Below are 19615 nucleotides of genomic sequence, written 5' to 3'. Positions count from 1 at the left end.
AAATCTACACGCCGGTCGCTTTGATGGTCAGCACCTGTCCGGCCACTACCAGCAGCACCCGCTCGGAGGCCTCCGCCACCGCCATGTTGAGCCGTCCCAGGGTGTCCCGGAACCGCCGTCCGGACGCCGTCGCCGGGACGACGCCCATCCCCACCTCGTTGCTCACCGCGACCACCCGCCGCCCGGTCGCCCGCCACGCGCCGGCCAGCGCCGCGCAGCGGGCGGCCACCGCCTCCTCGGCCCCGCCGAACCACGCCTCGTCCTCCCAGGCGCGGTGCTCGTCCATCACCGCGGTCAGCCACAGGGCCAGGCAGTCCACCAGCACCGGCGCCGGGTCCGCGGGGTCCGCCAGGACGGCCTCCAGGTCGCAGGTCTCCGCGGTCCGCCAGGACGCCGGCCGCCGGTCCCGGTGCAGGGCGACGCGCTGCGCCCACTCCCGGTCGCCGTCCCGGGTCCCGGAGGTGGCCACGTAGAGGACGTCGTCGTACGGGGTGAGGAGCTCCTCGGCGCGAGTGGACTTGCCGGAGCGGGCGCCGCCGAGCAGCAGGGTGCGCTGTGCCATGCGGTCATCCTGCCGGACGAGGCATGGGGACGGTCACGGCGGGCACGCTACTGTTCGCAGCACAGTGATCAGCACAGATCAGCTCAGTGATCGGGTCAGTGGTCAGGGAGGAGCCGGGCATGGTGTGGACGTGGCGCTACGAGCGGGAGGACGGCACCGAGGTCGTCCAGGCCGGCGGCGGTGAGGAGTTCGCGAGCCAGGGCGACGCGGAGTCCTGGATCGGCGAGGTCTGGAAGCAGCTCCTCGACGACGGCGTCGACCGCGTGGTCCTGGTCGAGGACGGCCGCGACATCTACCCCATGAGCCTCCACGACGCGGCCTGACCCCGCTCCGAGCGGGTCGCAGGCGGTCAACCACCAGGGGTGGGCCGCCTGCCGAAGGCCGAGGCCCCTACTTCGCCCCGACGACGTGCAGCAGCGCCGCCACCCGCCGGTACGGCTCCTCGTGCCCGGCCCGCTCCTCCGCGTCCAGCAGCTGCGCCAGCTGGCGCCCGTCCACCGGTGCCGCGGCGTCCGGCATCCCGTCGGTGAACACCCGCACCCCGTACCACTGCCGCACCGGCACCGCCAGCTCCCCGAGGGTCACCTCGAGGTCGGCGAGCCGGTCGGCCCGGGCGGGGAGGCCGAGGCGGTTGGTGTAGCGGGTGGAGTCGAAGGCGGTGAGCGCGCCGCGCCAGTCGCCGGCCAGCCCGGCCCGCATGGCGAGCGCGTCGGCGTTGCGCACCAGCAGCGACAGCAGGCCGTCGGGCGCGAGGATCCGGGCCAGTGAGGCCAGCAGCGGATCGGGGTCGGCGAGGTACATCAGGACGCCGTGGCAGAGCACCACGTCGAAGCTGCGCGGTCCGAACCATCGCCCGCACTGGTTGCCGTCGCCGCTGAGCAGCCGGACCCGGTCGCGGACCTCCGCCGGTTCGGCGGCCAGCGCCGCCTGGGCGGCGCCGAGGGTGACCGGATCAGGGTCGAGGCCGGTGACCAGGTGGCCGGCCCGGGCGAGCCGCAGGGCCTGGGTGGCCTGGCCGCAGCCGACGTCCAGGACCCGGAGACCGGTCCGCCCGGCCAGCTGGTCGGCCAGCTGCCGGGCGACGAGTTCCTGGCGGACGACGTTGTGCAGTCCGCCCTGGCGGTCCAGCCAGGCCCCCGCGCCGCCGGTGTACGGCGCGCTGCGCGCGGGCAGCCGGTCGTGCTGGCCGAGGCCCTGCCCCGGCAGCGCGTACGCGGTGTACGCGCCGACCGGCCCGAGCCCGCTCGGCACCACGGGGGCGCCGGGCCCGGCGTGGACCCCGGGCACCGGACCGGCCGCGGGCGCCACCGGCGGGCCGGGCACGGCCGGACCGACCGGCTGGGCCCAGTAGGGCGGGACCGCTTCGGCGGTCAGGGCCGCTCGCCCCGCTTGACCTGCGGCTTGGGCAGGCGCAGCCGGCGCATCTGGAGGGTGCGCATCAGGCCGTACGGCACCGAGCCGCGGGTGTTGGTGCCGGGGAAGCGGGTGGCCAGCTCCTTGCGCAGGCCGAGGCCCAGGCGCACGAAGTCGGCGATCACCACGACGAAGAACAGCAGGAACAGCAGGGTGGAGGCGAGCTGCAGCACCGGCACCTTGACGATGCTCAGCACCAGCACGACCACCGCGTACGGGAGGAAGAACTCCGCGGCCGACCAGCGCGAGTCGATGTAGTCGCGGACGAAGCGCCGCACCGGGCCCTTGTCGCGGCCGGGGAGGTAGCGCTCGTCGCCCTCCAGCAGGGCGGTGCGCTGCTTCTCGCGCTCGCTGCGCATCCGCTCGCGGGCCTGGCGGTTGGCCTCCTTGCGGTCCTTGGGGACGGTCACCCGGGTCTTCCGGTTGGCCTCGGCCTCACTGCGCTTGGGCGTGGGCCGGCCCTTCGGGGCCTGCGGGTGGCGGGTGGTCTTGTCGTCCTCCTTGGTCAGCACGGCGGCCGAGGAGGAGGATTCATCAGAGCGGCGTCGGAACACATCACCAGCGTACGTGTTGCCGGGAGGCTTTCCGCCGTGCCGTCGGACCCAAAGAGATATCGATCTCCGGGTCCGTCCCCTACGGGCTCCCCGCCCGGAGGCGGATCATGGACTCAGGGGTATTTCCACCCCAGGGACGATGCCGCGGCCAGGGCCGCTGTAGCAGTCTTGTTGCAGGCTCGTGCACTGCGGCGGCAGGCTCGCTGCACATACACTCAACGTGTTACGAGACGCATCCCGCAGGCCCGAAGAAGGGGGCTATCGAGGCCCATGAGCGACGGAATCATGAAGCGTATGGGGCTGATCTTCCGGTCCAAGGCGAACAAGGCCCTGGACCGCGCCGAGGATCCGCGTGAGACGCTCGACTACTCCTACCAGAAGCAGCTGGAACTGCTGCAGAAGGTGCGCAGGGGCGTCGCCGACGTGGCCACCTCGCGCAAGCGCCTTGAGCTCCAGCTGACGCAGCTCCAGCAGCAGTCCGCGAAGTACGAGGACCAGGGCCGCAAGGCGCTCTCGCTGGGCCGTGAGGACCTCGCCCGCGAGGCGCTGACCCGGAAGTCCAACCTGCAGTCCCAGATCACCGACCTGGAGACGCAGTACCAGCAGCTCCAGGCCGAGGAGGAGAAGCTCACGCTCGCCTCCCAGCGTCTGCAGGCCAAGGTGGACGCGTTCCGCACCAAGAAGGAGACCATCAAGGCGACGTACACCGCCGCCCAGGCCCAGACCCGGATCGCCGAGTCCTTCTCCGGCATCTCGGAGGAGATGGGCGACGTGGGCCTGGCCATCCAGCGGGCCGAGGACAAGACGGCGCAGATGCAGGCCCGGGCCGGCGCGATCGACGAGCTGCTCGCCTCGGGCGCGCTGGACGACGCCAGCGGTCTCGGCCGCAAGGACGACATCGAGGCCGAGCTGGAGCGGGTGGCGGGCGGCAGCGACGTCGAGCTGGAGCTGGCCCGGATGAAGGCCGAGCTCACCGGTGGCTCCCCGGCCTCCGCGCCGCAGGCCATCGAGCAGGGCCAGCAGGACTCTTCGAAGATCAACTACAACAAGTGACACCCGACCAGGGAGACGCACCGGCATGATCATGAGGGTCATGGGGGAGGGCCAGTTCCAGGTGGCCGAGAGCCACCTGAACCGGCTCAACGAGCTGGACGACGACCTGCTCAAGGCCGTCGAGGCGGGCGACGGCGAGAGCTTCCGCGCCGCCCTCGGCAGCCTGCTGGCCGCGGTGAAGGAGTTCGGCTCCCCGCTGCCGGCCGACGCCCTGGAGCCGTCCGACCTGATCCTCCCGGACGCGGAGGCGACGATCGACGAGGTCCGCGAGATGCTCCGCAGCGAAGGGGACGGGCTGATCCCCGGCCTGCCGGAGTAGGCCGCGCGGCGCGGTCACGTAACGCGCGAGGGCGGGCACCCCGTACGGGGTGCCCGCCCTCCTCTGCTTCTGTGCCCGTTCGCCTCCGGGGCGCCTCGTGTCGCCGCCGACGGTCGTCGCTCCGAGACCCGTCCTTCGTCGGGGCCTCCTCGCTCCTCCCTCACGACGCAGGCGCGCCCCTTCGGCTCACGGGCGGTGAGCCGTCATGCGGTGCGGCCGTCATGGGCGCTACGGCAGGGCCAGCATCCGGTCCAGCGCGGCCTTGGCGTACTTCTCGGTCTCCGGGTCGACGGTGATCACGTTCGGCACCCGGCCCTCGGCCAGCGACTCCAGCGCCCAGACCAGGTGCGGCAGGTCGATCCGGTTCATGGTGGAGCAGAAGCAGACCGTGCGGTCGAGGAAGACGACCTCCTTGTCCGGGTGCGCCTTGGCCAGGCGGCGGACCAGGTTGAGCTCGGTGCCGATGGCCCACTTGGAGCCGGGCTCGGCGGCGTCCAGCGCCTTGATGATGTATTCGGTCGAGCCCACCATGTCGGCGGCGGTGACCACCTCGTGCTGGCACTCCGGGTGCACCAGGACGGTCACGCCGGGGATCCGCTCGCGGACCTCCTCGACCGACCGCAGGTTGAACCGGCCGTGCACCGAGCAGTGGCCGCGCCAGAGGATCATCCGGGCGTTCCGCAGCTGCTCGACGGTCAGGCCGCCGTTCGGCTTGTGCGGGTTGTAGAGCACGCAGTCGTCCAGGGAGAAGCCCATCTCCAGGACGGCGGTGTTCCGGCCGAGGTGCTGGTCCGGCAGGAAGAGCACCTTCTCGCCCTGCTCGAAGGCCCACTCCAGCGCGCGCTTGGCGTTGGAGGAGGTGCAGATGGTGCCGCCGTGCTTGCCGGTGAAGGCCTTGATGTCGGCGGAGGAGTTCATGTACGAGACCGGCACGGTCGTGTCCGCTATGCCGGCGTCGCGCAGCACGTCCCAGCACTCGGCGACCTGCTCGGCGGTGGCCATGTCGGCCATCGAGCAGCCGGCGGCGAGGTCGGGGAGGACGACCTGCTGGGCGCTGCTGGTCAGGATGTCCGCGGACTCGGCCATGAAGTGCACGCCGCAGAAGACGATGTACTCGGCCTCCGGGCGGGCGGCCGCGTCGCGGGCCAGCTTGAAGGAGTCGCCGGTGACGTCGGCGAACTCGATGACCTCGTCGCGCTGGTAGTGGTGGCCCAGGATGAACACCCGGTCGCCGAGCTTGGCCTTGGCGGCGCGGGCGCGCGCGACCAGGTCCGGGTCGGAGGCGGCGGGCAGGTCGCCGGGGCACTCGACGCCGCGCTCGCTGTTGGGGTCGGCCTCCCGGCCGAGCAGCAGCAGAGCGAGGGGCGTCGGGGTGGGGTCGACGCCGTAGGTCTCGGTGGTGGTGGTCACGGGCGGGTGCCCTCCTGTGCGGCCGATCGTCCGGCCCCTGCCGGTCTGCGGCTTCGCCGCGGGGCCTTCTCGTCTTTCTGACGCTATCTATGATAACCGGTTAGCGTCACTCTGACGATGGACGTCCTGTCGATGTGACGAGAACCGCTCGCCGAAGCGGAGCCTTCCCGGCGTGGCCGAATCGATATCCGGGCCCGCTCGCGCTTGGCTTGGCCCATGAAGGCAATCGCGATCAGACGGTACGGCGGCCCCGAGGTCGTCGAGTTCACCGAGCTCCCCGACCCGAAGGTCGGCCCGGACTCGGTCCTGGTGCGGGTCCGGGCGGCCGGGGTGAACCCGGTGGACTGGAAGATCCGTGAAGGGTACCTGGACGGCATCCTGGACGCCCACTTCCCGCTGGTCATGGGCTTCGACCTGGCCGGCGTGGTGCAGGCGGTGGGCGGCGCCGTCACCGAGTTCCAGCCCGGCGACGAGGTCATCGGGTACGTCCGCAAGGACTGGGTGGAGCACGGCACCTACGCCGAGCTGGTCGCCGCCCCCGTCCGCACCCTGGCCCGCAAACCCGCCGCGCTGGACTGGGCGCAGGCCGGCGGGCTGCCGCTGGCCGGACTCACCGCCTACCAGGCCCTGGTCGGGGCCCTCGCCGTCCGGGAGGGCGAGACCGTCCTGATCCACGCGGCCGCCGGCGGCGTCGGCAGCCTCGCCGTCCAGATCGCCGGCACCCTCGGCGCCCGGGTGATCGGCACCGCGGGACCGCGCAACCACGACTACCTGCGCCGCCTCGGCGCCGAACCGGTCCCGCACGGCGAGGGCCTGCTGGAGGCCGTCCGGGCCGTCGCCCCTCAGGGCGTGGACGCCGCCCTCGACCTGGTCGGCGGCGGCATGGTCGAACTCTCCGCCCAGCTGGTCGCCGACCCCGCCCGGATCGCCTCCGTCGCCGACTACGGCGTCGCCGCCCGCGGCGGCCACTACGTGTGGACCCGCCCCGACCCCGTGGACCTGGCCGCCGTCGCCGCCCTCGCCGACCGGGGCCTGCTCACCGTCCCGGTCGCCTCCACCTTCCCGCTCTCCCAGGCGGCCTCCGCCCAGGCCCTCAACGCCGAGGGCCGCACCCGCGGCAAGATCGTGCTGCTGGTGGACTGAGCGCCGATTCCGGCCAGAATAGGGGCGCAGAGTCGTTTCCCCTCTGCCCCACAGCCCTCACCCGCACCACCAGTGGAGCCCCGCCCATGACCACGCACCGGCCTTCGGAACTCGGCGGGGCGGCCCTGGACGAGACGGACCGCCTGCTCCTGGAACACCTCAGCCGGGACGGCCGCGCCTCGTACGCCGAGATCGGCCTGCTCGCCAACCTCTCCGCCACCGCGGTCCGCCGCCGGATCGACCGGCTGCGGGCCCGCGGCGTGGTGCGCGGCTTCACCGTCGTCCTCGACCCCGCCCTGCTCGGCTGGCGCACCGAGGCCTTCGTCGAGGTCTACTGCCGGGCCCGCACCTCCCCGGAGGAGCTGATGGCCAGCCTCCGCCAGTTCCCGGAGGTGGTCGCCGCCTGGACGGTCACCGGCGACGCCGACGCCCTGGTCCACCTCCGTGCCGCCGACACCCGGCACCTGGAGGGCGTCATCGAACGCATCCGCAAGGAACCCGGCGTCCAGCGCAGCCGCAGCTCCGTGGTGCTCTCCCAGCTGATCGGCTGACCCCGGGCACCGGCGCGCGTCCGATCCCCCGTCCAGCCGCGCAGGAATCCTGCGCGAGGCCCCCCGAAGACGCTCGAAAGCTGCCCGAGGGGCCCCGTTCCGACGCGCGCCCGGCCACCCCCGCTGCCTAGGCTGATCTTGTCCGGCAAGCCCCAGCAGCACCGGGCCTTCCCCGACACCCCCAGCGAGAGGGACCCCCGTGTTCGCAGCCCCCGACCGCATGCACCAGCCCGACAACCAGCTGGTCGACCTCGTCTTCGACTACATGCGGGAGCGGCTGCAGTACAACCCCGTCCCGCTGGACCACCCCGGCGACGGCGAGAAGCTCCGCGGCCACCTGGCCGGCCTCCTCAACGAGCACGGCAACGACCCGGCCGACGTCCTCAAGCTCTACGACCACGAGCTCTCCCGCGCCGTCATCTCCGCCGACAGCCCGCGCTACCTCTCCTTCATCCCCTGCGCCCCCACCAAGGCCGCCCTGCTCTTCGACATGGTGGTCTCCTGCGCCTCCCTGCAGGGCATCTCCTGGCTGGAGGCCGCCGGCGCCATCGCCGCCGAGAACCAGGTGCTGCGCCTGATAGCGGACCGCGCCGGCCTGCCCGAGTCCGCCGGCGGCACCTTCGTCAGCGGCGGCTCCGCCGGCAACCTCTCCGCTCTCGTGGTCGCCCGCGACACCGCCCGCCGCAGGCTCGGCGTCGGCCCGGAGACCCGGCTGCGGATCGCCGTCGCCGACCAGGTCCACTCCTCGGTCAAGAACACCTTCAACATCATCGGCGTCGAGGCCTTCAAGGTCCCCACCGTCGACCGCCGCTTCACCGGCGAGGCCCTGCGCGCCGCCCTGGCCGCCGACCCCAACCCGGAGACCGTGATCGCGGTCGTCGGCACCGCCGGCACCACCAACGAGGGCATCGTCGACGACCTGGCCGGCCTGTCCGAGGTCACCCGCGAGCGCGGCCTGTGGTTCCACGTCGACGGCGCCTACGGCGGCGCCGGCCTGTTCGCCCCCTCGGTCCGCGAGCGCTACAACGGCATCGAGCACGCCGACTCCTTCGTCGTCGACCCGCACAAGTGGCTCTTCGCCCCGTTCGACTGCGCCGCCCTGATCTACCGCAACCCCCAGCTCGCCCGCGCCGTGCACACCCAGGACGCCTCCTACCTGGACGTCCTGCACACCGAGGGCGACGAGTGGAACCCCACCGATTACGCCTACCACCTGACCCGCCGGGCCCGCGGCCTGCCGCTGTGGTTCTCGCTGGCCGTGCACGGCACCCAGGCGTACACCGACGCCATCGAGACCGGCCTCAAGCTGGCGCAGGACACCGCCGAGGTGATCCGCGGCACCGAGCACCTGGAGCTGCTGCACGACCCGCAGCTCTCCGCGGTCTGCTTCCGCCGCAAGGGCTGGACCAACGACGACTACTACCGCTGGTCCCAGCAGCTGCTGGCCGACCAGATCGGCTTCGTCACCCCCACCGGCTGGGACGGCGAGACCGTCGCCCGCTTCGCCTTCCTCCACCCCGGCACCACCATGGCCATGGTCCACGAGATCCTCGCCACCATGGCCTGACCTCCGCGTGCCGAGAAGCCGCCCGCGGTGCAGTCAGTTGCACGCGGGCGGCTTCCCGGTATCCGGTCCCCCTTCGTGCAGCTCTCCGCGCCACCCATTCCGCTAGAGGAACCACGGGCTCGGCACGTACGGCATCGGCGGCCGCATCCCGTGCAGCGCCAGGTAGCCCCCCGTCCCCAGGGTCAGCCCGACCTCCATCCCCACGTCCACCGCCCACTCCTGCTCCGCCGTGAGCAGCTCCACCCGGGCGTCCACCCCCTCCGGCACCCGCGCCAGCGCCTCCCGCAGCAGCCGCGTCGCGATCCGCTTCGAGGTCGCCGCCAGCAGCGCCACCGCGCCGCCGTCCCGGTAGCAGTACCCGCTGCCCGCCAGGGTGTCCGCCACCAGCAGCTCCTCGTGGTGGGCCAGCAGGAACCCGTGGTCCACCCCGTGCGCGGCTCCGCGCAGGCGGCGGTCCACCGAGTCCAGCAGGTGCAGCTGCGCCGGGCCGCCGGGATGCACCGGGATGCCCCCCGGGTCCAGCAGGCCCGCCCGGTCCACCGGACCGGTCAGCCGCATCGCCGGGTGCAGCGTGAACCCCGCCCGCCGGAACCGCCGCGCCGCCGCCGGCGAGGGCGAGGCGCAGAGCATCCCGCGCAGGCACCCCCGCCCGTAGGCGCCGGCCCGCTCCAGCAGCATCCGGCCCAGGCCCTTGCCCTGGGCCTCGGGCACCACCGCCAGCAGTGACAACAGCCACACCCCCTCGCGCCGCATCGCCAGCACCGCGCCCACCGGGCGTCCGTCCTGCTCGGCGATCCAGCACCCGTCCGGGTCCGTGCCCACCAGGTGCCGTACCCGGGCCCGCTCCCGGACCTCCCGCTGCTCCCCGCCCCGAGGGACGCCCGCCCGCTCCCGGCCCGCCGGGTCCGCGAACGCGGTCCGCCCGACGGCCAGTACCGCGTCACGGTCGTCCGCGGTGTCTCTCAGCCGGCGAATCAGCACAGCACTCATCCTGGCCCGGGGCGGCCCCGAGCGGGGGCGTTTCGCCGGGACGGACCTGACCATCGCCCGGCCGGTGTGCGAGCATGGGGTGCGTGGGGGAGTGGGCGACGAAAACGTCCCCCGAACGCACCACCGACCGGAATGAATCCGGGAGGCCGCCGGTTGGCACTGGCGGCACACAGTCGTCACAGACCGGGAGTAAGCATGACCGTCCAGGACGAGACCACCGTCGAGAGTGGCATCATCCTCACCGATGCCGCCGCGGCCAAGGTCAAGGGCCTGCTGGAGCAGGAGGGCCGCGAGGACCTCGCGCTGCGCGTGGCCGTGCAGCCCGGTGGGTGCTCCGGCCTGCGTTACCAGCTCTTCTTCGACGAGCGCTCGCTGGACGGCGACGTCGTGAAGGACTTCGACGGCGTCAAGGTCGTCACCGACCGCATGAGCGCCCCGTACCTCGGCGGCGCCACCGTCGACTTCGTCGACACCATCGAGAAGCAGGGCTTCACGATCGACAACCCGAACGCCACCGGCTCCTGCGCCTGCGGCGACTCCTTCAGCTGAGTCGCAGCACGCCAGCAGCAGCGCGAAGGGCGGCCCCGGTGCACACCGGGGCCGCCCTTCGCGCTTCTCCGGCCAGGAAGGCCGGCGCGCCCCGCAGGGCTACCGCGGGCCGCCCAGGGGCTGCTCCTGCGGCGGGATCTGCTGCCCGGTCGCGGTGTCCACCACCGCGCCGCCGGTCATCGGCTTGGCGATGCTCGCCTCGACCGTCTGCAGCTTGGCCTCCGTGGTGCACACCTGGTCCTTCGGCCGGGTGTGCGTCACCACCACCCGCACCTTGACGATCGGCGGGGTGTCCTCCTCCACCTTCAGCCCGTACGTGTCGCAGACACCGCCGTAGAACGAGACGGTCAGCTTCGTGCCGTCCAGGCGGTAGCCGGTGGCCGGCAGCTTGACGGCGGACGGGTCCTTCTCACCCACGGCGATCCCCGGGTTCGGCTCGGCGGCGGTGGTGGACGGCCGGGGCTCCGGCTTGGTGGGCTCGGAGCTCGCGCCGGCGGAGGGCGAGGCCGGGGCGGCGCTGCCCGCCGACGGCTGGCCGGCGGCGGTCGCGCTGGGCACCGGAGTCGATCCGGCGCTCGGCTCGCCCGAGCCGCCGGCGCAGGCGGTCAGCGCGCCGGCGGCGAGCACCAGCCCGGCCAGCGCGGCGAGCCGCCGGCGGCCGGTCCGGACGGATACGGCTGCGGTCCTGTGGTCCATGGTGTGGTTCCTCCCGAGGGCTGTGCAGAGCGCCTCCACAGCGGCACTGCGCGGGTTTGACGTGCCCCGGAGGAATCCGGTTCCCCTGGCGGTTCAGTCCCCGTACTCGGACATCCCCGCGACCAGCCGCTGCGCTCGCGCGGACACCGACACGCCGGCCGCCGGACGCGCGACCACCGGCTCGGGACGGCCCGCGGGTGTCGGCCAGAACCGGACCAGCCGCTGGGAGGAGCTCACCAGCGCGTCGAGGGAGTCGGCGTCGACGTCACCCCTCGGGGAACGGGACGGCCGGACGGGAGAGGGGCTGGGCTTCATCGCTGATCGCTCCGATCGCCTGACCGCGGCGACACTGCCGCGGACGTGTCGGGAGCCCGAACACGAGCCCCCGTGCCTGCGACCCTAGGCCCCTGCCGGACCCCTCACCAGGCCTACCGAGGGGTAGTACCGGTTCGGGCGGGAGGCCAGGGGGTGTCTTCTCCCTGTACCGTGGGTGAGTTCGTTCCGCCGCTCTCCGGCCGTCCGAAGGCCACCCAGAGGAGACCTCCCGTGCGTATCGCCGTCGCCGGCTCGATCGCCACCGACCACCTGACGACCTTCCCCGGACGGTTCGCCGACCAGCTGGTCGCCGAGCAGCTGCACACCGTGTCGCTGTCCTTCCTGGTCGACACCCTGGACATCCGCCGAGGCGGCGTCGCCCCGAACATCGCCTTCGGCATGGGCGTGCTCGGCCTCCGCCCGGTCCTGGTCGGCGCGGCCGGCGCGGACTTCGAGGAGTACCGCAGCTGGCTGGAGCGCAACGGCGTGGACACCGAGTCCGTGCACATCTCCGAGACCCGGCACACCGCCCGGTTCATGTGCACCACCGACCAGGACCACAACCAGATCGCCTCCTTCTACACCGGCGCGATGGCCGAGGCCCGCAACATCGAGCTCAAGCCGATCGTCGACCGGGTGGGCGGCCTGGACCTGGTGCTCATCGGCGCGGACGACCCGGCCGCGATGGTCCGGCACACCCAGGAGTGCCGCACCCGCGGTTACGCCTTCGCCGCCGACCCCTCCCAGCAGCTGGCCCGCCTGGAGGGCGACGACATCCGCGACATCGTGGACGGCGCCGCGTACCTCTTCACCAACGAGTACGAGGCCGCGCTGATCGAGTCCAAGACCGGCTGGAGCGGCGAGGAGATCCTCGACCGGGTCGGCACCCGGATCACCACGCTCGGGGCCAAGGGCGTGCGGATCCAGCGCAAGGGCGAGCCGGACATCACCGTCGGCTGCCCCGCGGAGGAGCGCAAGGCCGACCCGACCGGCGTCGGCGACGGCTTCCGCGCCGGCTTCCTGGCGGGCCTCTCCTGGGACCTCGGCCTGGAGCGCGCCGCCCAGGTCGGCTGCATGCTCGCCACCCTGGTGATCGAGACCGTCGGCACCCAGGAGTACGAGCTCCGCCACGGCCACTTCATCGAGCGCTTCGCCGCCACCTACGGCGAGGAGGCCGCCGCCGAGGTCCGCGCCAACCTGCGGTAGCCGCAGGCAGGATCACGCATCCGCCACGCACCACCCAGGGGCGCGGGGCTGCGCGCGACCGGGCACCCATGACGGTGCACGGTTGCTCGCGCAGTGCCCCGCGCCCCGGTCAGTCCTCGTGCACCCGCCGGACCAGGTACGCCGTGCCGTGGTCCGCCCCGAAGCCCGTCGCCGGTGCTTCGCCGAGGTACTCCTGGCCCCGCATCCCGCACCAGGCCGGAACGTCCAGCCGCGCCGCCTCGTCGTCCGACAGCACCGCCACCGTCCCGCCGGGCGGCACCTCGCCGATCCGCTTCGCCAGCTCGATCACCGGCAGCGGACACCGCTTCCCCAGCGCGTCGACCACCAGCGGCCCGTCCGTGCCCTCGCCCGCGCCGGCCCCCGCTGCCCCCGCGACCCCGCCCGGCACCGCCAGGTCCAGGCCCAGCGGCGCCCGCACCCCCGCCACCACCTCCGGCAGCACCCGCAGGAACCGCTCCACGTCCTCCTCCGCCGCCCCGAGCGGCAGCGACACCCGGACGTTCCCCTCGGTCAGCACCCCCATCGCCGCCAGCACATGACTGGGCTCCAGGGTGGAGGAGGTGCAGGAGGACCCCGAGTTCACCGCGAACCCGGCCCGGTCCAGCTCACCCAGCAGCACCTCGCCGTCCACGTACAGGCAGGAGAAGGTGACCAGGTGCGGCAGCCGGTGCACCGGGTCGCCGACCACCTCCACCTCGGGGACCAGCCGCGGCACCCGCTCCCTGATCCGCTCCACCAGCGCGTGCAGCCGGGTGTTGTCCCGCTGGGCCTCCGAGCGGACGGCCCGCAGCGAGGCCGCGGCGGCGACGATCGCGGGCACGTTGACGTACCCCGGCACCCGTCCGCCCTCCCGCTCGTCGGCGGGCAGCGGCGAGGAGTAGCGGACGCCCTTGCGGACGGCCAGCACCCCGACGCCCGCCGGGCCGCCCCACTTGTGGGCGCTGGCGGTCAGCAGGGACCAGCCGGCCGGCAGGTCCGTCCGGCCGGCGCTCTGCGCGGCGTCCACCAGCAGCGGGACCGTGCCGAGCCGTTCGGCCACCTCGGCCACCGGCTGGACGGTGCCCACCTCGTGGTTGGCGGACTGCAGCACGGCGAGCGCGGTGTCCGGCCGCAGCGCGGCGGCGTACCGGTCGGGGGAGACCCGGCCGAGCCGGTCCACCGGGACGGAGGTCGCCTCGCCGCCCTCGGCCTCGTGCCGCTCGGCGACGTGCAGCACGCTGGAGTGCTCCACCGCCGAGTGCACCAGGTGCGCGCCCCGGCGGCGGTGGCCGCGCAGCGCGCCGAGCATGCCGAGCTGCACGGCCTGGGTGCCGCTGGCGGTGAAGGAGACCTCGTCAGGCCGGGTGCCCAGCACCTCCGCGACGGTCTCGCGGGCCGCGTCCAGCAGCATCCGGGCCTGCCGTCCGGACCGGTACAGCCGCGCCGGGTCGGCCCACCCCTCGTCGAGCGCGGCGAGCAGCGCCTGTCGGGCCACGGGGTGCAGGGGTGTGGTGGACGCCACGTCGAAGTAGGCCATTGCGTCATTCAACACCAGAGCCCGCGACCGGCCCCCTCGCCCGGCGGGCACCCGGGACGAGGGGCCGTCAGGTCGGCCCGACCGTACCGCGGTTGCGGCCCGCCGCCGCCCGCCGGCGCCGCCGACGGGCGGCGGCGGAGGCGCCGCGAAGCCCGGCGATACGGACATTCCGCCCAAGTCGCCCGGCAGTGGCGCCCGGTGGGGTCGGGTGGCGGAGGCGGCGGCTCCGGTCGTGGCCGGCGGCGGGGGCTCCGCTGTCCGGAATGAGGGGTTCGTCCGCGGCCCGTCGGGGTGTCACCCGCGTGTCGTAGAGGAGTCCCCTGATCGGGTGTGGGAGGCTCTGATCTCCGCCATGACCTGGGGCTCCACTCCATCAAGGGCTGATCGGGTAGCCGGGCGGCGCGTTAGCGGGGGCTGCTCGTGAGCGCCGCATAAGGATGGAGTAGCGTTTGGCCCGCATAAGCATTCAAACCGTGCCCGTGGACGGGTCGCCGGAGGAGGCGCACAGCGCTCCCAGGGCGGCGCGATCGCGGGCGAGACTTCGGGAAGGCGCTACGTGAGTCCCAACGGCTCCGACCGCTCGCCGCGGCGCACGATGCGGCGGAAGCTGCCTCAGGCGCTGGCACTGGGCCTCGTCATCGCGACCGCTACCGGCTGCTCGGCCAACGACCTGCCCAGGCTTGGCCTCCCTTCGCCCGTCACCGAGGAAGGGCCGATGGTCCTCCACATGTGGCAGGGGTCGTGGATCGCGGCGCTGGCTGTCGGTGCATTGATGTGGGGTCTGATCCTCTGGAGTGTGATCTTCCACCGGCGCAGCCGCACCAAGGTGGAGATCCCCGCTCAGACCCGGTACAACGTGCCCATCGAGGCGCTGTACACCGCGGTCCCCCTTGTCATCGTCTCGGTGCTGTTCTACTTCGTGGCCCGTGACGAGGCGCGGCTGACCTCCGTGTCGGCCAAGCCGGACCACACCGTGAACGTGGTGGGCTTCCAGTGGAGCTGGGCGTTCAACTACGAGAACACCGAGGTCCCGGACCCGGCGAACACCAAGGCCGCGTACGACGTCGGTACGCCGCAGGAGGAGCCGACGCTCTATCTGCCGGTCAACGAGTCGGTGAAGTTCCGCCTCACCTCGCGGGACGTCATCCACGACTTCTGGCCCATCAACTTCCTGATGAAGATGGACGTCGTCCCGGGTGTGGTGAACGAGTTCGAGGTCACCCCCACCGCCAAGGGCACCTACCGCGGCAAGTGCGCCGAGCTCTGCGGCTACGACCACTCGCGCATGCTGTTCAACGTCAAGGTCGTGGACCGCGCCGAGTACGACGCCCACCTCGCCGAGCTGCGGGCCAAGGGCCAGTCCGGTGCGGTGCCCTCGGGCATGATCCACACGGGAAGTGAAGAGAAGTGACCATCCTCAACGAGCCCGCCGCGGCCGGCGGGGGCGCCGGGGCCGTCACGGTCACCGGAGCCCCGCGCACCCGCAAGCCGGGCAACGCCATCATCAAGTGGCTGACCACCACCGACCACAAGACGATCGGCACGCTGTACCTGGCCACGTCGTTCGCCTTCTTCCTGATCGGCGGCATCCTCGCCCTGGTCATGCGCGCCGAGCTGGCCCGTCCGGGGACGCAGATCCTCTCGAACGAGCAGTTCAACCAGGCGTTCACGATGCACGGCACGATCATGCTGCTGATGTTCGCGACGCCGCTGTTCGCGGGCTTCGCGAACTGGATCATGCCGCTCCAGATCGGCGCACCCGACGTCGCCTTCCCGCGTCTGAACATGTTCGCCTACTGGCTGTACCTGTTCGGCTCGACCATCGCGGTCGCGGGCTTCCTGACCCCGGCGGGCGCGGCCGACTTCGGCTGGTTCGCCTACACGCCGCTCTCCGACGCCGTCCGCTCGCCGGGCATCGGCGCCGACATGTGGATCATGGGCCTGGCCTTCTCCGGCTTCGGCACGATCCTCGGTGCGGTCAACTTCATCACCACCATCATCTGCATGCGCGCCCCCGGCATGACGATGTTCCGGATGTCGATCTTCGTCTGGAACGTCCTGCTGACCGCCGTGCTGGTCCTGCTGGCCTTCCCGGTCCTGGCCGCCGCCCTGTTCGCCCTGGAGGCGGACCGCAAGTTCGGGGCGCACGTCTTCGATCCGGCCAACGGTGGCGCGCTGCTCTGGCAGCACCTGTTCTGGTTCTTCGGCCACCCCGAGGTCTACATCATCGCGCTGCCGTTCTTCGGCATCGTGTCGGAGATCGTCCCGGTCTTCAGCCGCAAGCCGATGTTCGGCTACTCCGGCCTGATCGCGGCCACCATCGCGATCGCCGGTCTGTCCGTGACGGTGTGGGCGCACCACATGTACGTCACCGGCCAGGTGCTGCTGCCGTTCTTCTCCTTCATGACCTTCCTGATCGCGGTCCCGACCGGTGTGAAGTTCTTCAACTGGGTCGGCACCATGTGGAAGGGCTCGCTGAGCTTCGAGACCCCGATGCTCTGGACCATCGGCTTCCTGGTCACCTTCCTCTTCGGTGGTCTGACCGGTGTGCTGCTGGCCTCCCCGCCGATCGACTTCCACGTCTCGGACTCGTACTTCGTCGTCGCCCACTTCCACTACGTGGTCTTCGGCACCGTCGTGTTCGCGATGTTCGCCGGCTTCCACTTCTGGTGGCCGAAGATGACCGGCAAGATGCTGGACGAGCAGCTCGGCAAGATCTGCTTCTGGACGCTGTTCATCGGCTTCCACGGCACCTTCCTGGTGCAGCACTGGCTGGGCGCCGAGGGCATGCCGCGTCGCTACGCGGACTACCTGGCCTCGGACGGCTTCACCACGCTGAACACCGTCTCGACCATCTCGTCCTTCCTGCTGGGCCTGTCGATCCTGCCGTTCCTCTACAACGTCTGGAAGACCGCCCGCTACGGCGAGAAGGTCACCGTGGACGACCCGTGGGGCTACGGCCGCTCGCTGGAGTGGGCGACCTCCTGCCCGCCGCCGCGGCACAACTTCACCTCGCTGCCGCGGATCCGCTCCGAATCCCCGGCGTTCGACCTGCACCACCCGGAGATCGCCGCGCTGGACTACCTGGAGAACCACGGTGAGCCGGCCAAGCACTTCGCCGGTGTGACCCCCGCGCAGTACGACCGTCCGCAGCTGGACAAGGGCAAGAAGGAGGGCGACGCCTGATGAAGGAGCAGGGCAAGATCTTCATGGGCTTCGCCGTCTTCATCCTGGCGATGGCCATCACGTACGGCATCTGGTCGAAGGAGCCGGCGGGCACCACCGCGCTGTTCCTGGCCTTCGGCCTGTGCGCCTTCATCGGCTACTACCTGGGCTTCACCGCCAAGCGGGTGGACACCGGTGCGGGTGACAACCCCGAGGCCGAGGTCGCGGACGACGCCGGCGAGGTGGGCTTCTTCGCCCCGCACAGCTGGCAGCCGCTCTCGCTGGCCATCGGTGGCGCCATGGCGTTCATGGGTGTCATCTTCGGCTGGTGGCTGCTCTACTGGTCGATCCCGATCATCCTGATCGGCCTGTACGGCTGGGTCTTCGAGTTCTACCGCGGCGAGAACCAGAACCAGTAGGTTCCGGCCATCCCAGCCAGGGCCGGGCACTCCCTTCGGGGGTGCCCGGCTCTTGCTTTTCCCCCGCCCGGCCCAGTCCCGGGTGCCCCGGGGCGGGAGCGTTCCTACGCTCTGAGGCATCGTCGGGACACCCGGGAGGTTCCCATGAACGACGGTCGGATACGCAAGAGCGCTCGCTCGGTGGCGGTGGCCCTGGTCGTGGTGACCCCGGTGACCGCCTGTTCCTCGGGGGGAGGGGACGAGGAGCGCCCGGTACCGCCGTACTCCGCGGTCGACGCCGCGCAGCTGGTCAAGGTGCCGACGGGCACGGACGTCGATCCGGCCCAGCCGTACACGGTGACGGCGGAGGGGGGCGGCCGGATCACCGATGTGACGCTGAGCGGGCCGGACGGCCGGGTGGTGGAGGGTGAGCTCTCCGCCGACCAGAAGACCTGGCAGTCCACCGGACGGCTGCGGGCGGGCACCGCCTACACCGTCCGGGTGGCGGCCGACGACGGCCGGGGCGGCCGCGGCGAGGTCACCGGCAGCTTCACCACCTTGCAGGCGAAGGAGCTGCTGACCGCCGAGCTGGGCCCGGACTCCTCCGGTTCCGGCGTGTACGGCGTCGGCCAGCCGCTGACCGTGAAGCTGTCGGCGGCGGTCAAGGACGCGGCGGCCCGGCAGGAGGTGGAGCGCGGTCTGACCGTGGTCTCCTCGCCGGCCGTGGTGGGCTCCTGGTACTGGGTGGACGACCAGAACCTGCACTTCCGCCCGAAGGACTACTGGCCGGCCAACGCCCAGGTGAACCTGACCTACGACCTGGCGGGCGTCCGGGTGGCCGACGGCCTGTACGGCGGCGACTCGAAGTCGCTCGCGCTGAAGACCGGCGACCGGGTCGAGGTGCTGGTGGACGCCGGCACGCACCAGCTGACCTTCCGCCGTAACGGCCAGGTGGTGAACACCATCCCGGTGACCACCGGCAAGCCGGGCTTCTCCACCCGCAACGGCGTCAAGGTGGTGCTGGGCAAGGAGGCCGACGTCCGGATGCGCGGCGAGTCGATCGGCATCTCGGCCGGCAGCAGCGAGTCCTACGACCTGGACGTGAAGTGGGCCACCCGGGTGACCTGGAGCGGCGAGTACGTGCACGCCGCGCCCTGGTCGGTGGGCTCCCAGGGCAAGGACAACGTCAGCCACGGCTGCACCGGGATGAGCATGGAGAACGCCAAGTGGTTCTTCGACAACACCCGGGTGGGCGACCTGGTGCAGGTGGTGAACAGCCTCGGCGACCCGATGGAGCCGTTCGGCAACGGCTTCGGCGACTGGAACGTCACCTGGGAGGACTGGGTGAAGCACAGCGCCATCGGGAAGCCGGTCTCCACCGCCGGCGAGGGCGGCGACGGGCAGGTCAGCAGCGCGATGGCGCCTCAGGTCTGACCGTTCGGCGCCGGCCGGGCCCCGGCCGGCGCCGAACCGTCAGGGCCGGAGCCAGACCCGCAGCGGGCCGAGCACGGTGAAGCCGTGGCGGAGCGCGACGGCGAGGTCCTCGCCCGACTCGTAGCCGACCACGGGGGTGCCGGGCGCCAGGCGGTGCGCGGCGTCCAGCACCCCCGTCCAGGCGGCGTCGAGGTCGCCGTCGGCGGCGAACAGGTTGGAGACGCCGACCACCCCGCCGCCGTGGCTCAGCACCGCACCCGCCCTCACCGGACCCCCGGACCGGGCGGCCAGGACGATCACGTCCCGGCCGCCCAGCAGCGCGGGGCGGAAGACACCGGGGTTGCCGGCCAGGGCGTCCCAGCCGGCCAGCTCCGCAGGGTCCTCGACGGGCTCCCAGAGGGCGGCCGGAGGAGTGGGTGCCGGGCCGGGCGGGCGGTGGATCCAGGAGGCCTCGAAGAGCACCTCGAAGCCCTCGGCGGCCAGGTCCAGGTCGGCGAAGGAGTCCTTGACCGAGGCCCCCGGGGAGGCGTCGATGCCCGGCAGGAACTCCGCCGGACGGACGTCCGGGGCCAGCGTGACGGCGTCCGGGTAGTAGCGCGGGGTACGGACGGGACTGGTCCAGGTCCGGTCGCCGAGCCGGCCCCGAAGGCCGTGGGAGCGGCAGAGCGCCGCGCACCACTCGGCGTTGTTCCGGGCCGCGGCCATGATCATCGCATCGGTCACCGCGCGAGCATGCCACCCCGCCGCCGGTGG

The 19615-nt window shown here is 72.4% G+C and carries 20 protein-coding genes and 1 pseudogene; 12 read left to right on the top strand and 9 right to left on the bottom strand.

What is annotated here, in order from left to right; translation table 11 throughout:
• Positions 1 to 4: 4 nt before the first annotated feature.
• Positions 5 to 562 (bottom strand): annotated as a pseudogene (gene cobU / locus ABWK59_RS10235) (bifunctional adenosylcobinamide kinase/adenosylcobinamide-phosphate guanylyltransferase); the annotation flags it as partial.
• A 119-nt stretch (positions 563 to 681) separates the two neighbouring features.
• On the opposite strand from cobU, the gene ABWK59_RS10230 reads away from it, so the two are divergent.
• Positions 682 to 885, top strand: coding sequence for a hypothetical protein (locus tag ABWK59_RS10230; protein WP_354639798.1), 204 nt, complete (start codon positions 682 to 684; stop codon positions 883 to 885).
• Between the two features lie 67 nt (positions 886 to 952).
• On the opposite strand, the gene ABWK59_RS10225 is transcribed toward ABWK59_RS10230, so the two are convergent.
• Entirely contained in the window at positions 953 to 1690 is a 738-nt protein-coding gene (locus ABWK59_RS10225) for a methyltransferase domain-containing protein (RefSeq protein ID WP_354644900.1), read from the bottom strand.
• A 242-nt stretch (positions 1691 to 1932) separates the two neighbouring features.
• Positions 1933 to 2529, bottom strand: a complete 597-nt coding sequence (locus ABWK59_RS10220) for a DUF3043 domain-containing protein (RefSeq protein ID WP_354639796.1) — start codon at positions 2527 to 2529, stop codon at positions 1933 to 1935.
• A 270-nt stretch (positions 2530 to 2799) separates the two neighbouring features.
• Between ABWK59_RS10220 and ABWK59_RS10215 the strand changes: the two genes are divergently transcribed.
• Both ABWK59_RS10215 and pspAA read left to right on the top strand, forming a co-directional pair.
• Positions 2800 to 3582 (top strand): PspA/IM30 family protein, encoded by a 783-nt coding sequence (locus tag ABWK59_RS10215; protein WP_354639794.1) that lies wholly within the window; start codon positions 2800 to 2802, stop codon positions 3580 to 3582.
• Between the two features lie 25 nt (positions 3583 to 3607).
• Positions 3608 to 3901 (top strand): PspA-associated protein PspAA, encoded by a 294-nt coding sequence (gene pspAA / locus ABWK59_RS10210; RefSeq protein WP_354639792.1) that lies wholly within the window; start codon positions 3608 to 3610, stop codon positions 3899 to 3901.
• Positions 3902 to 4129: 228 nt separating this feature from the next.
• Here the strand turns inward: pspAA and nadA are convergent, their stop codons facing one another.
• Positions 4130 to 5311 (bottom strand): quinolinate synthase NadA, encoded by a 1182-nt coding sequence (nadA, locus tag ABWK59_RS10205; RefSeq protein ID WP_354639790.1) that lies wholly within the window; start codon positions 5309 to 5311, stop codon positions 4130 to 4132.
• Between the two features lie 216 nt (positions 5312 to 5527).
• Here nadA and ABWK59_RS10200 point away from each other — a divergent pair, with 216 nt between their 5' ends.
• The 3 genes from ABWK59_RS10200 (at position 5528) to ABWK59_RS10190 (ending at position 8572) form a co-directional block, all read left to right on the top strand.
• Positions 5528 to 6454, top strand: a complete 927-nt coding sequence (locus ABWK59_RS10200; RefSeq protein ID WP_354639788.1) for an NADP-dependent oxidoreductase — start codon at positions 5528 to 5530, stop codon at positions 6452 to 6454.
• Positions 6455 to 6540: 86 nt separating this feature from the next.
• Positions 6541 to 7005: an Lrp/AsnC family transcriptional regulator gene (locus ABWK59_RS10195; RefSeq protein WP_354639787.1), complete on the top strand. Its 465-nt coding sequence runs from the start codon at positions 6541 to 6543 to the stop codon at positions 7003 to 7005.
• 199 nt (positions 7006 to 7204) lie between these two features.
• Positions 7205 to 8572 (top strand): pyridoxal phosphate-dependent decarboxylase family protein, encoded by a 1368-nt coding sequence (locus ABWK59_RS10190; protein ID WP_354639785.1) that lies wholly within the window; start codon positions 7205 to 7207, stop codon positions 8570 to 8572.
• Positions 8573 to 8674: 102 nt separating this feature from the next.
• Here the strand turns inward: ABWK59_RS10190 and ABWK59_RS10185 are convergent, their stop codons facing one another.
• Positions 8675 to 9553, bottom strand: a complete 879-nt coding sequence (locus tag ABWK59_RS10185; RefSeq protein ID WP_354639783.1) for a GNAT family N-acetyltransferase — start codon at positions 9551 to 9553, stop codon at positions 8675 to 8677.
• Positions 9554 to 9757: 204 nt separating this feature from the next.
• On the opposite strand from ABWK59_RS10185, the gene erpA reads away from it, so the two are divergent.
• A complete protein-coding gene (gene erpA / locus ABWK59_RS10180; RefSeq protein ID WP_354639781.1) occupies positions 9758 to 10111 on the top strand; it encodes an iron-sulfur cluster insertion protein ErpA in 354 nt (117 codons plus the stop codon).
• A 99-nt stretch (positions 10112 to 10210) separates the two neighbouring features.
• Here erpA and ABWK59_RS10175 read toward each other — a convergent pair whose 3' ends face one another.
• Positions 10211 to 10807, bottom strand: a complete 597-nt coding sequence (locus ABWK59_RS10175; protein WP_354639779.1) for a hypothetical protein — start codon at positions 10805 to 10807, stop codon at positions 10211 to 10213.
• 93 nt (positions 10808 to 10900) lie between these two features.
• On the bottom strand, positions 10901 to 11122 hold the full coding sequence (locus tag ABWK59_RS10170) for a hypothetical protein (protein ID WP_354639778.1): 222 nt from the start codon (positions 11120 to 11122) through the stop codon (positions 10901 to 10903).
• A 231-nt stretch (positions 11123 to 11353) separates the two neighbouring features.
• Here ABWK59_RS10170 and ABWK59_RS10165 point away from each other — a divergent pair, with 231 nt between their 5' ends.
• Positions 11354 to 12328 (top strand): carbohydrate kinase family protein, encoded by a 975-nt coding sequence (locus ABWK59_RS10165; protein WP_354639776.1) that lies wholly within the window; start codon positions 11354 to 11356, stop codon positions 12326 to 12328.
• A gap of 109 nt (positions 12329 to 12437) precedes the next feature.
• On the opposite strand, the gene ABWK59_RS10160 is transcribed toward ABWK59_RS10165, so the two are convergent.
• Positions 12438 to 13865 (bottom strand): cysteine desulfurase/sulfurtransferase TusA family protein, encoded by a 1428-nt coding sequence (locus ABWK59_RS10160; protein WP_354639775.1) that lies wholly within the window; start codon positions 13863 to 13865, stop codon positions 12438 to 12440.
• Positions 13866 to 14421: 556 nt separating this feature from the next.
• Here ABWK59_RS10160 and coxB point away from each other — a divergent pair.
• The 4 genes from coxB (at position 14422) to ABWK59_RS10140 (ending at position 18862) form a co-directional block, all read left to right on the top strand.
• Entirely contained in the window at positions 14422 to 15276 is an 855-nt protein-coding gene (gene coxB, locus ABWK59_RS10155) for a cytochrome c oxidase subunit II (protein WP_354639773.1), read from the top strand.
• On the top strand, positions 15273 to 17051 hold the full coding sequence (ctaD, locus tag ABWK59_RS10150; RefSeq protein ID WP_420492756.1) for a cytochrome c oxidase subunit I: 1779 nt from the start codon (positions 15273 to 15275) through the stop codon (positions 17049 to 17051). The genes coxB and ctaD overlap by 4 nt, the downstream gene beginning before the upstream one ends.
• The gene (locus tag ABWK59_RS10145; protein WP_354639772.1) at positions 17051 to 17449 is read left to right on the top strand and encodes a cytochrome c oxidase subunit 4; all 399 of its coding nucleotides are present in this window, start codon (positions 17051 to 17053) and stop codon (positions 17447 to 17449) included. Before ctaD ends, ABWK59_RS10145 begins: the two co-directional genes overlap by 1 nt.
• Before the next feature lie 144 nt (positions 17450 to 17593).
• Positions 17594 to 18862: a L,D-transpeptidase gene (locus ABWK59_RS10140; RefSeq protein WP_354639770.1), complete on the top strand. Its 1269-nt coding sequence runs from the start codon at positions 17594 to 17596 to the stop codon at positions 18860 to 18862.
• Between the two features lie 39 nt (positions 18863 to 18901).
• Here the strand turns inward: ABWK59_RS10140 and ABWK59_RS10135 are convergent, their stop codons facing one another.
• Positions 18902 to 19573 (bottom strand): hypothetical protein, encoded by a 672-nt coding sequence (locus ABWK59_RS10135; RefSeq protein WP_354644898.1) that lies wholly within the window; start codon positions 19571 to 19573, stop codon positions 18902 to 18904.
• Positions 19574 to 19615 lie beyond the last annotated feature (42 nt).

Source organism: Kitasatospora sp. HUAS MG31 (assembly GCF_040571325.1).
GTDB classification, from domain to species: domain Bacteria; phylum Actinomycetota; class Actinomycetes; order Streptomycetales; family Streptomycetaceae; genus Kitasatospora; species Kitasatospora camelliae.
The sequence above is the reverse complement of the archived record's forward strand: the minus strand, read 5'-3'. Positions and strand labels throughout refer to the sequence as shown.

Excerpts from the sequence above, each read along its gene's own strand:
- ABWK59_RS10230 (WP_354639798.1), top strand. The coding sequence starts at position 682 with ATGGTGTGGACGTGGCGCTACGAGCGGGAGGACGGCACCGAGGTCGTC.
- ABWK59_RS10215 (WP_354639794.1), top strand. The coding sequence starts at position 2,800 with ATGAGCGACGGAATCATGAAGCGTATGGGGCTGATCTTCCGGTCCAAG.
- pspAA (WP_354639792.1), top strand. The coding sequence starts at position 3,608 with ATGATCATGAGGGTCATGGGGGAGGGCCAGTTCCAGGTGGCCGAGAGC.
- ABWK59_RS10200 (WP_354639788.1), top strand. The coding sequence starts at position 5,528 with ATGAAGGCAATCGCGATCAGACGGTACGGCGGCCCCGAGGTCGTCGAG.
- ABWK59_RS10195 (WP_354639787.1), top strand. The coding sequence starts at position 6,541 with ATGACCACGCACCGGCCTTCGGAACTCGGCGGGGCGGCCCTGGACGAG.
- erpA (WP_354639781.1), top strand. The coding sequence starts at position 9,758 with ATGACCGTCCAGGACGAGACCACCGTCGAGAGTGGCATCATCCTCACC.
- ABWK59_RS10175 (WP_354639779.1), bottom strand. The coding sequence starts at position 10,807 with ATGGACCACAGGACCGCAGCCGTATCCGTCCGGACCGGCCGCCGGCGG.
- ABWK59_RS10170 (WP_354639778.1), bottom strand. The coding sequence starts at position 11,122 with ATGAAGCCCAGCCCCTCTCCCGTCCGGCCGTCCCGTTCCCCGAGGGGT.
- ABWK59_RS10160 (WP_354639775.1), bottom strand. The coding sequence starts at position 13,865 with ATGGCCTACTTCGACGTGGCGTCCACCACACCCCTGCACCCCGTGGCC.
- ABWK59_RS10145 (WP_354639772.1), top strand. The coding sequence starts at position 17,051 with ATGAAGGAGCAGGGCAAGATCTTCATGGGCTTCGCCGTCTTCATCCTG.
- ABWK59_RS10140 (WP_354639770.1), top strand. The coding sequence starts at position 17,594 with ATGAACGACGGTCGGATACGCAAGAGCGCTCGCTCGGTGGCGGTGGCC.
- ABWK59_RS10135 (WP_354644898.1), bottom strand. The coding sequence starts at position 19,573 with ATGATCATGGCCGCGGCCCGGAACAACGCCGAGTGGTGCGCGGCGCTC.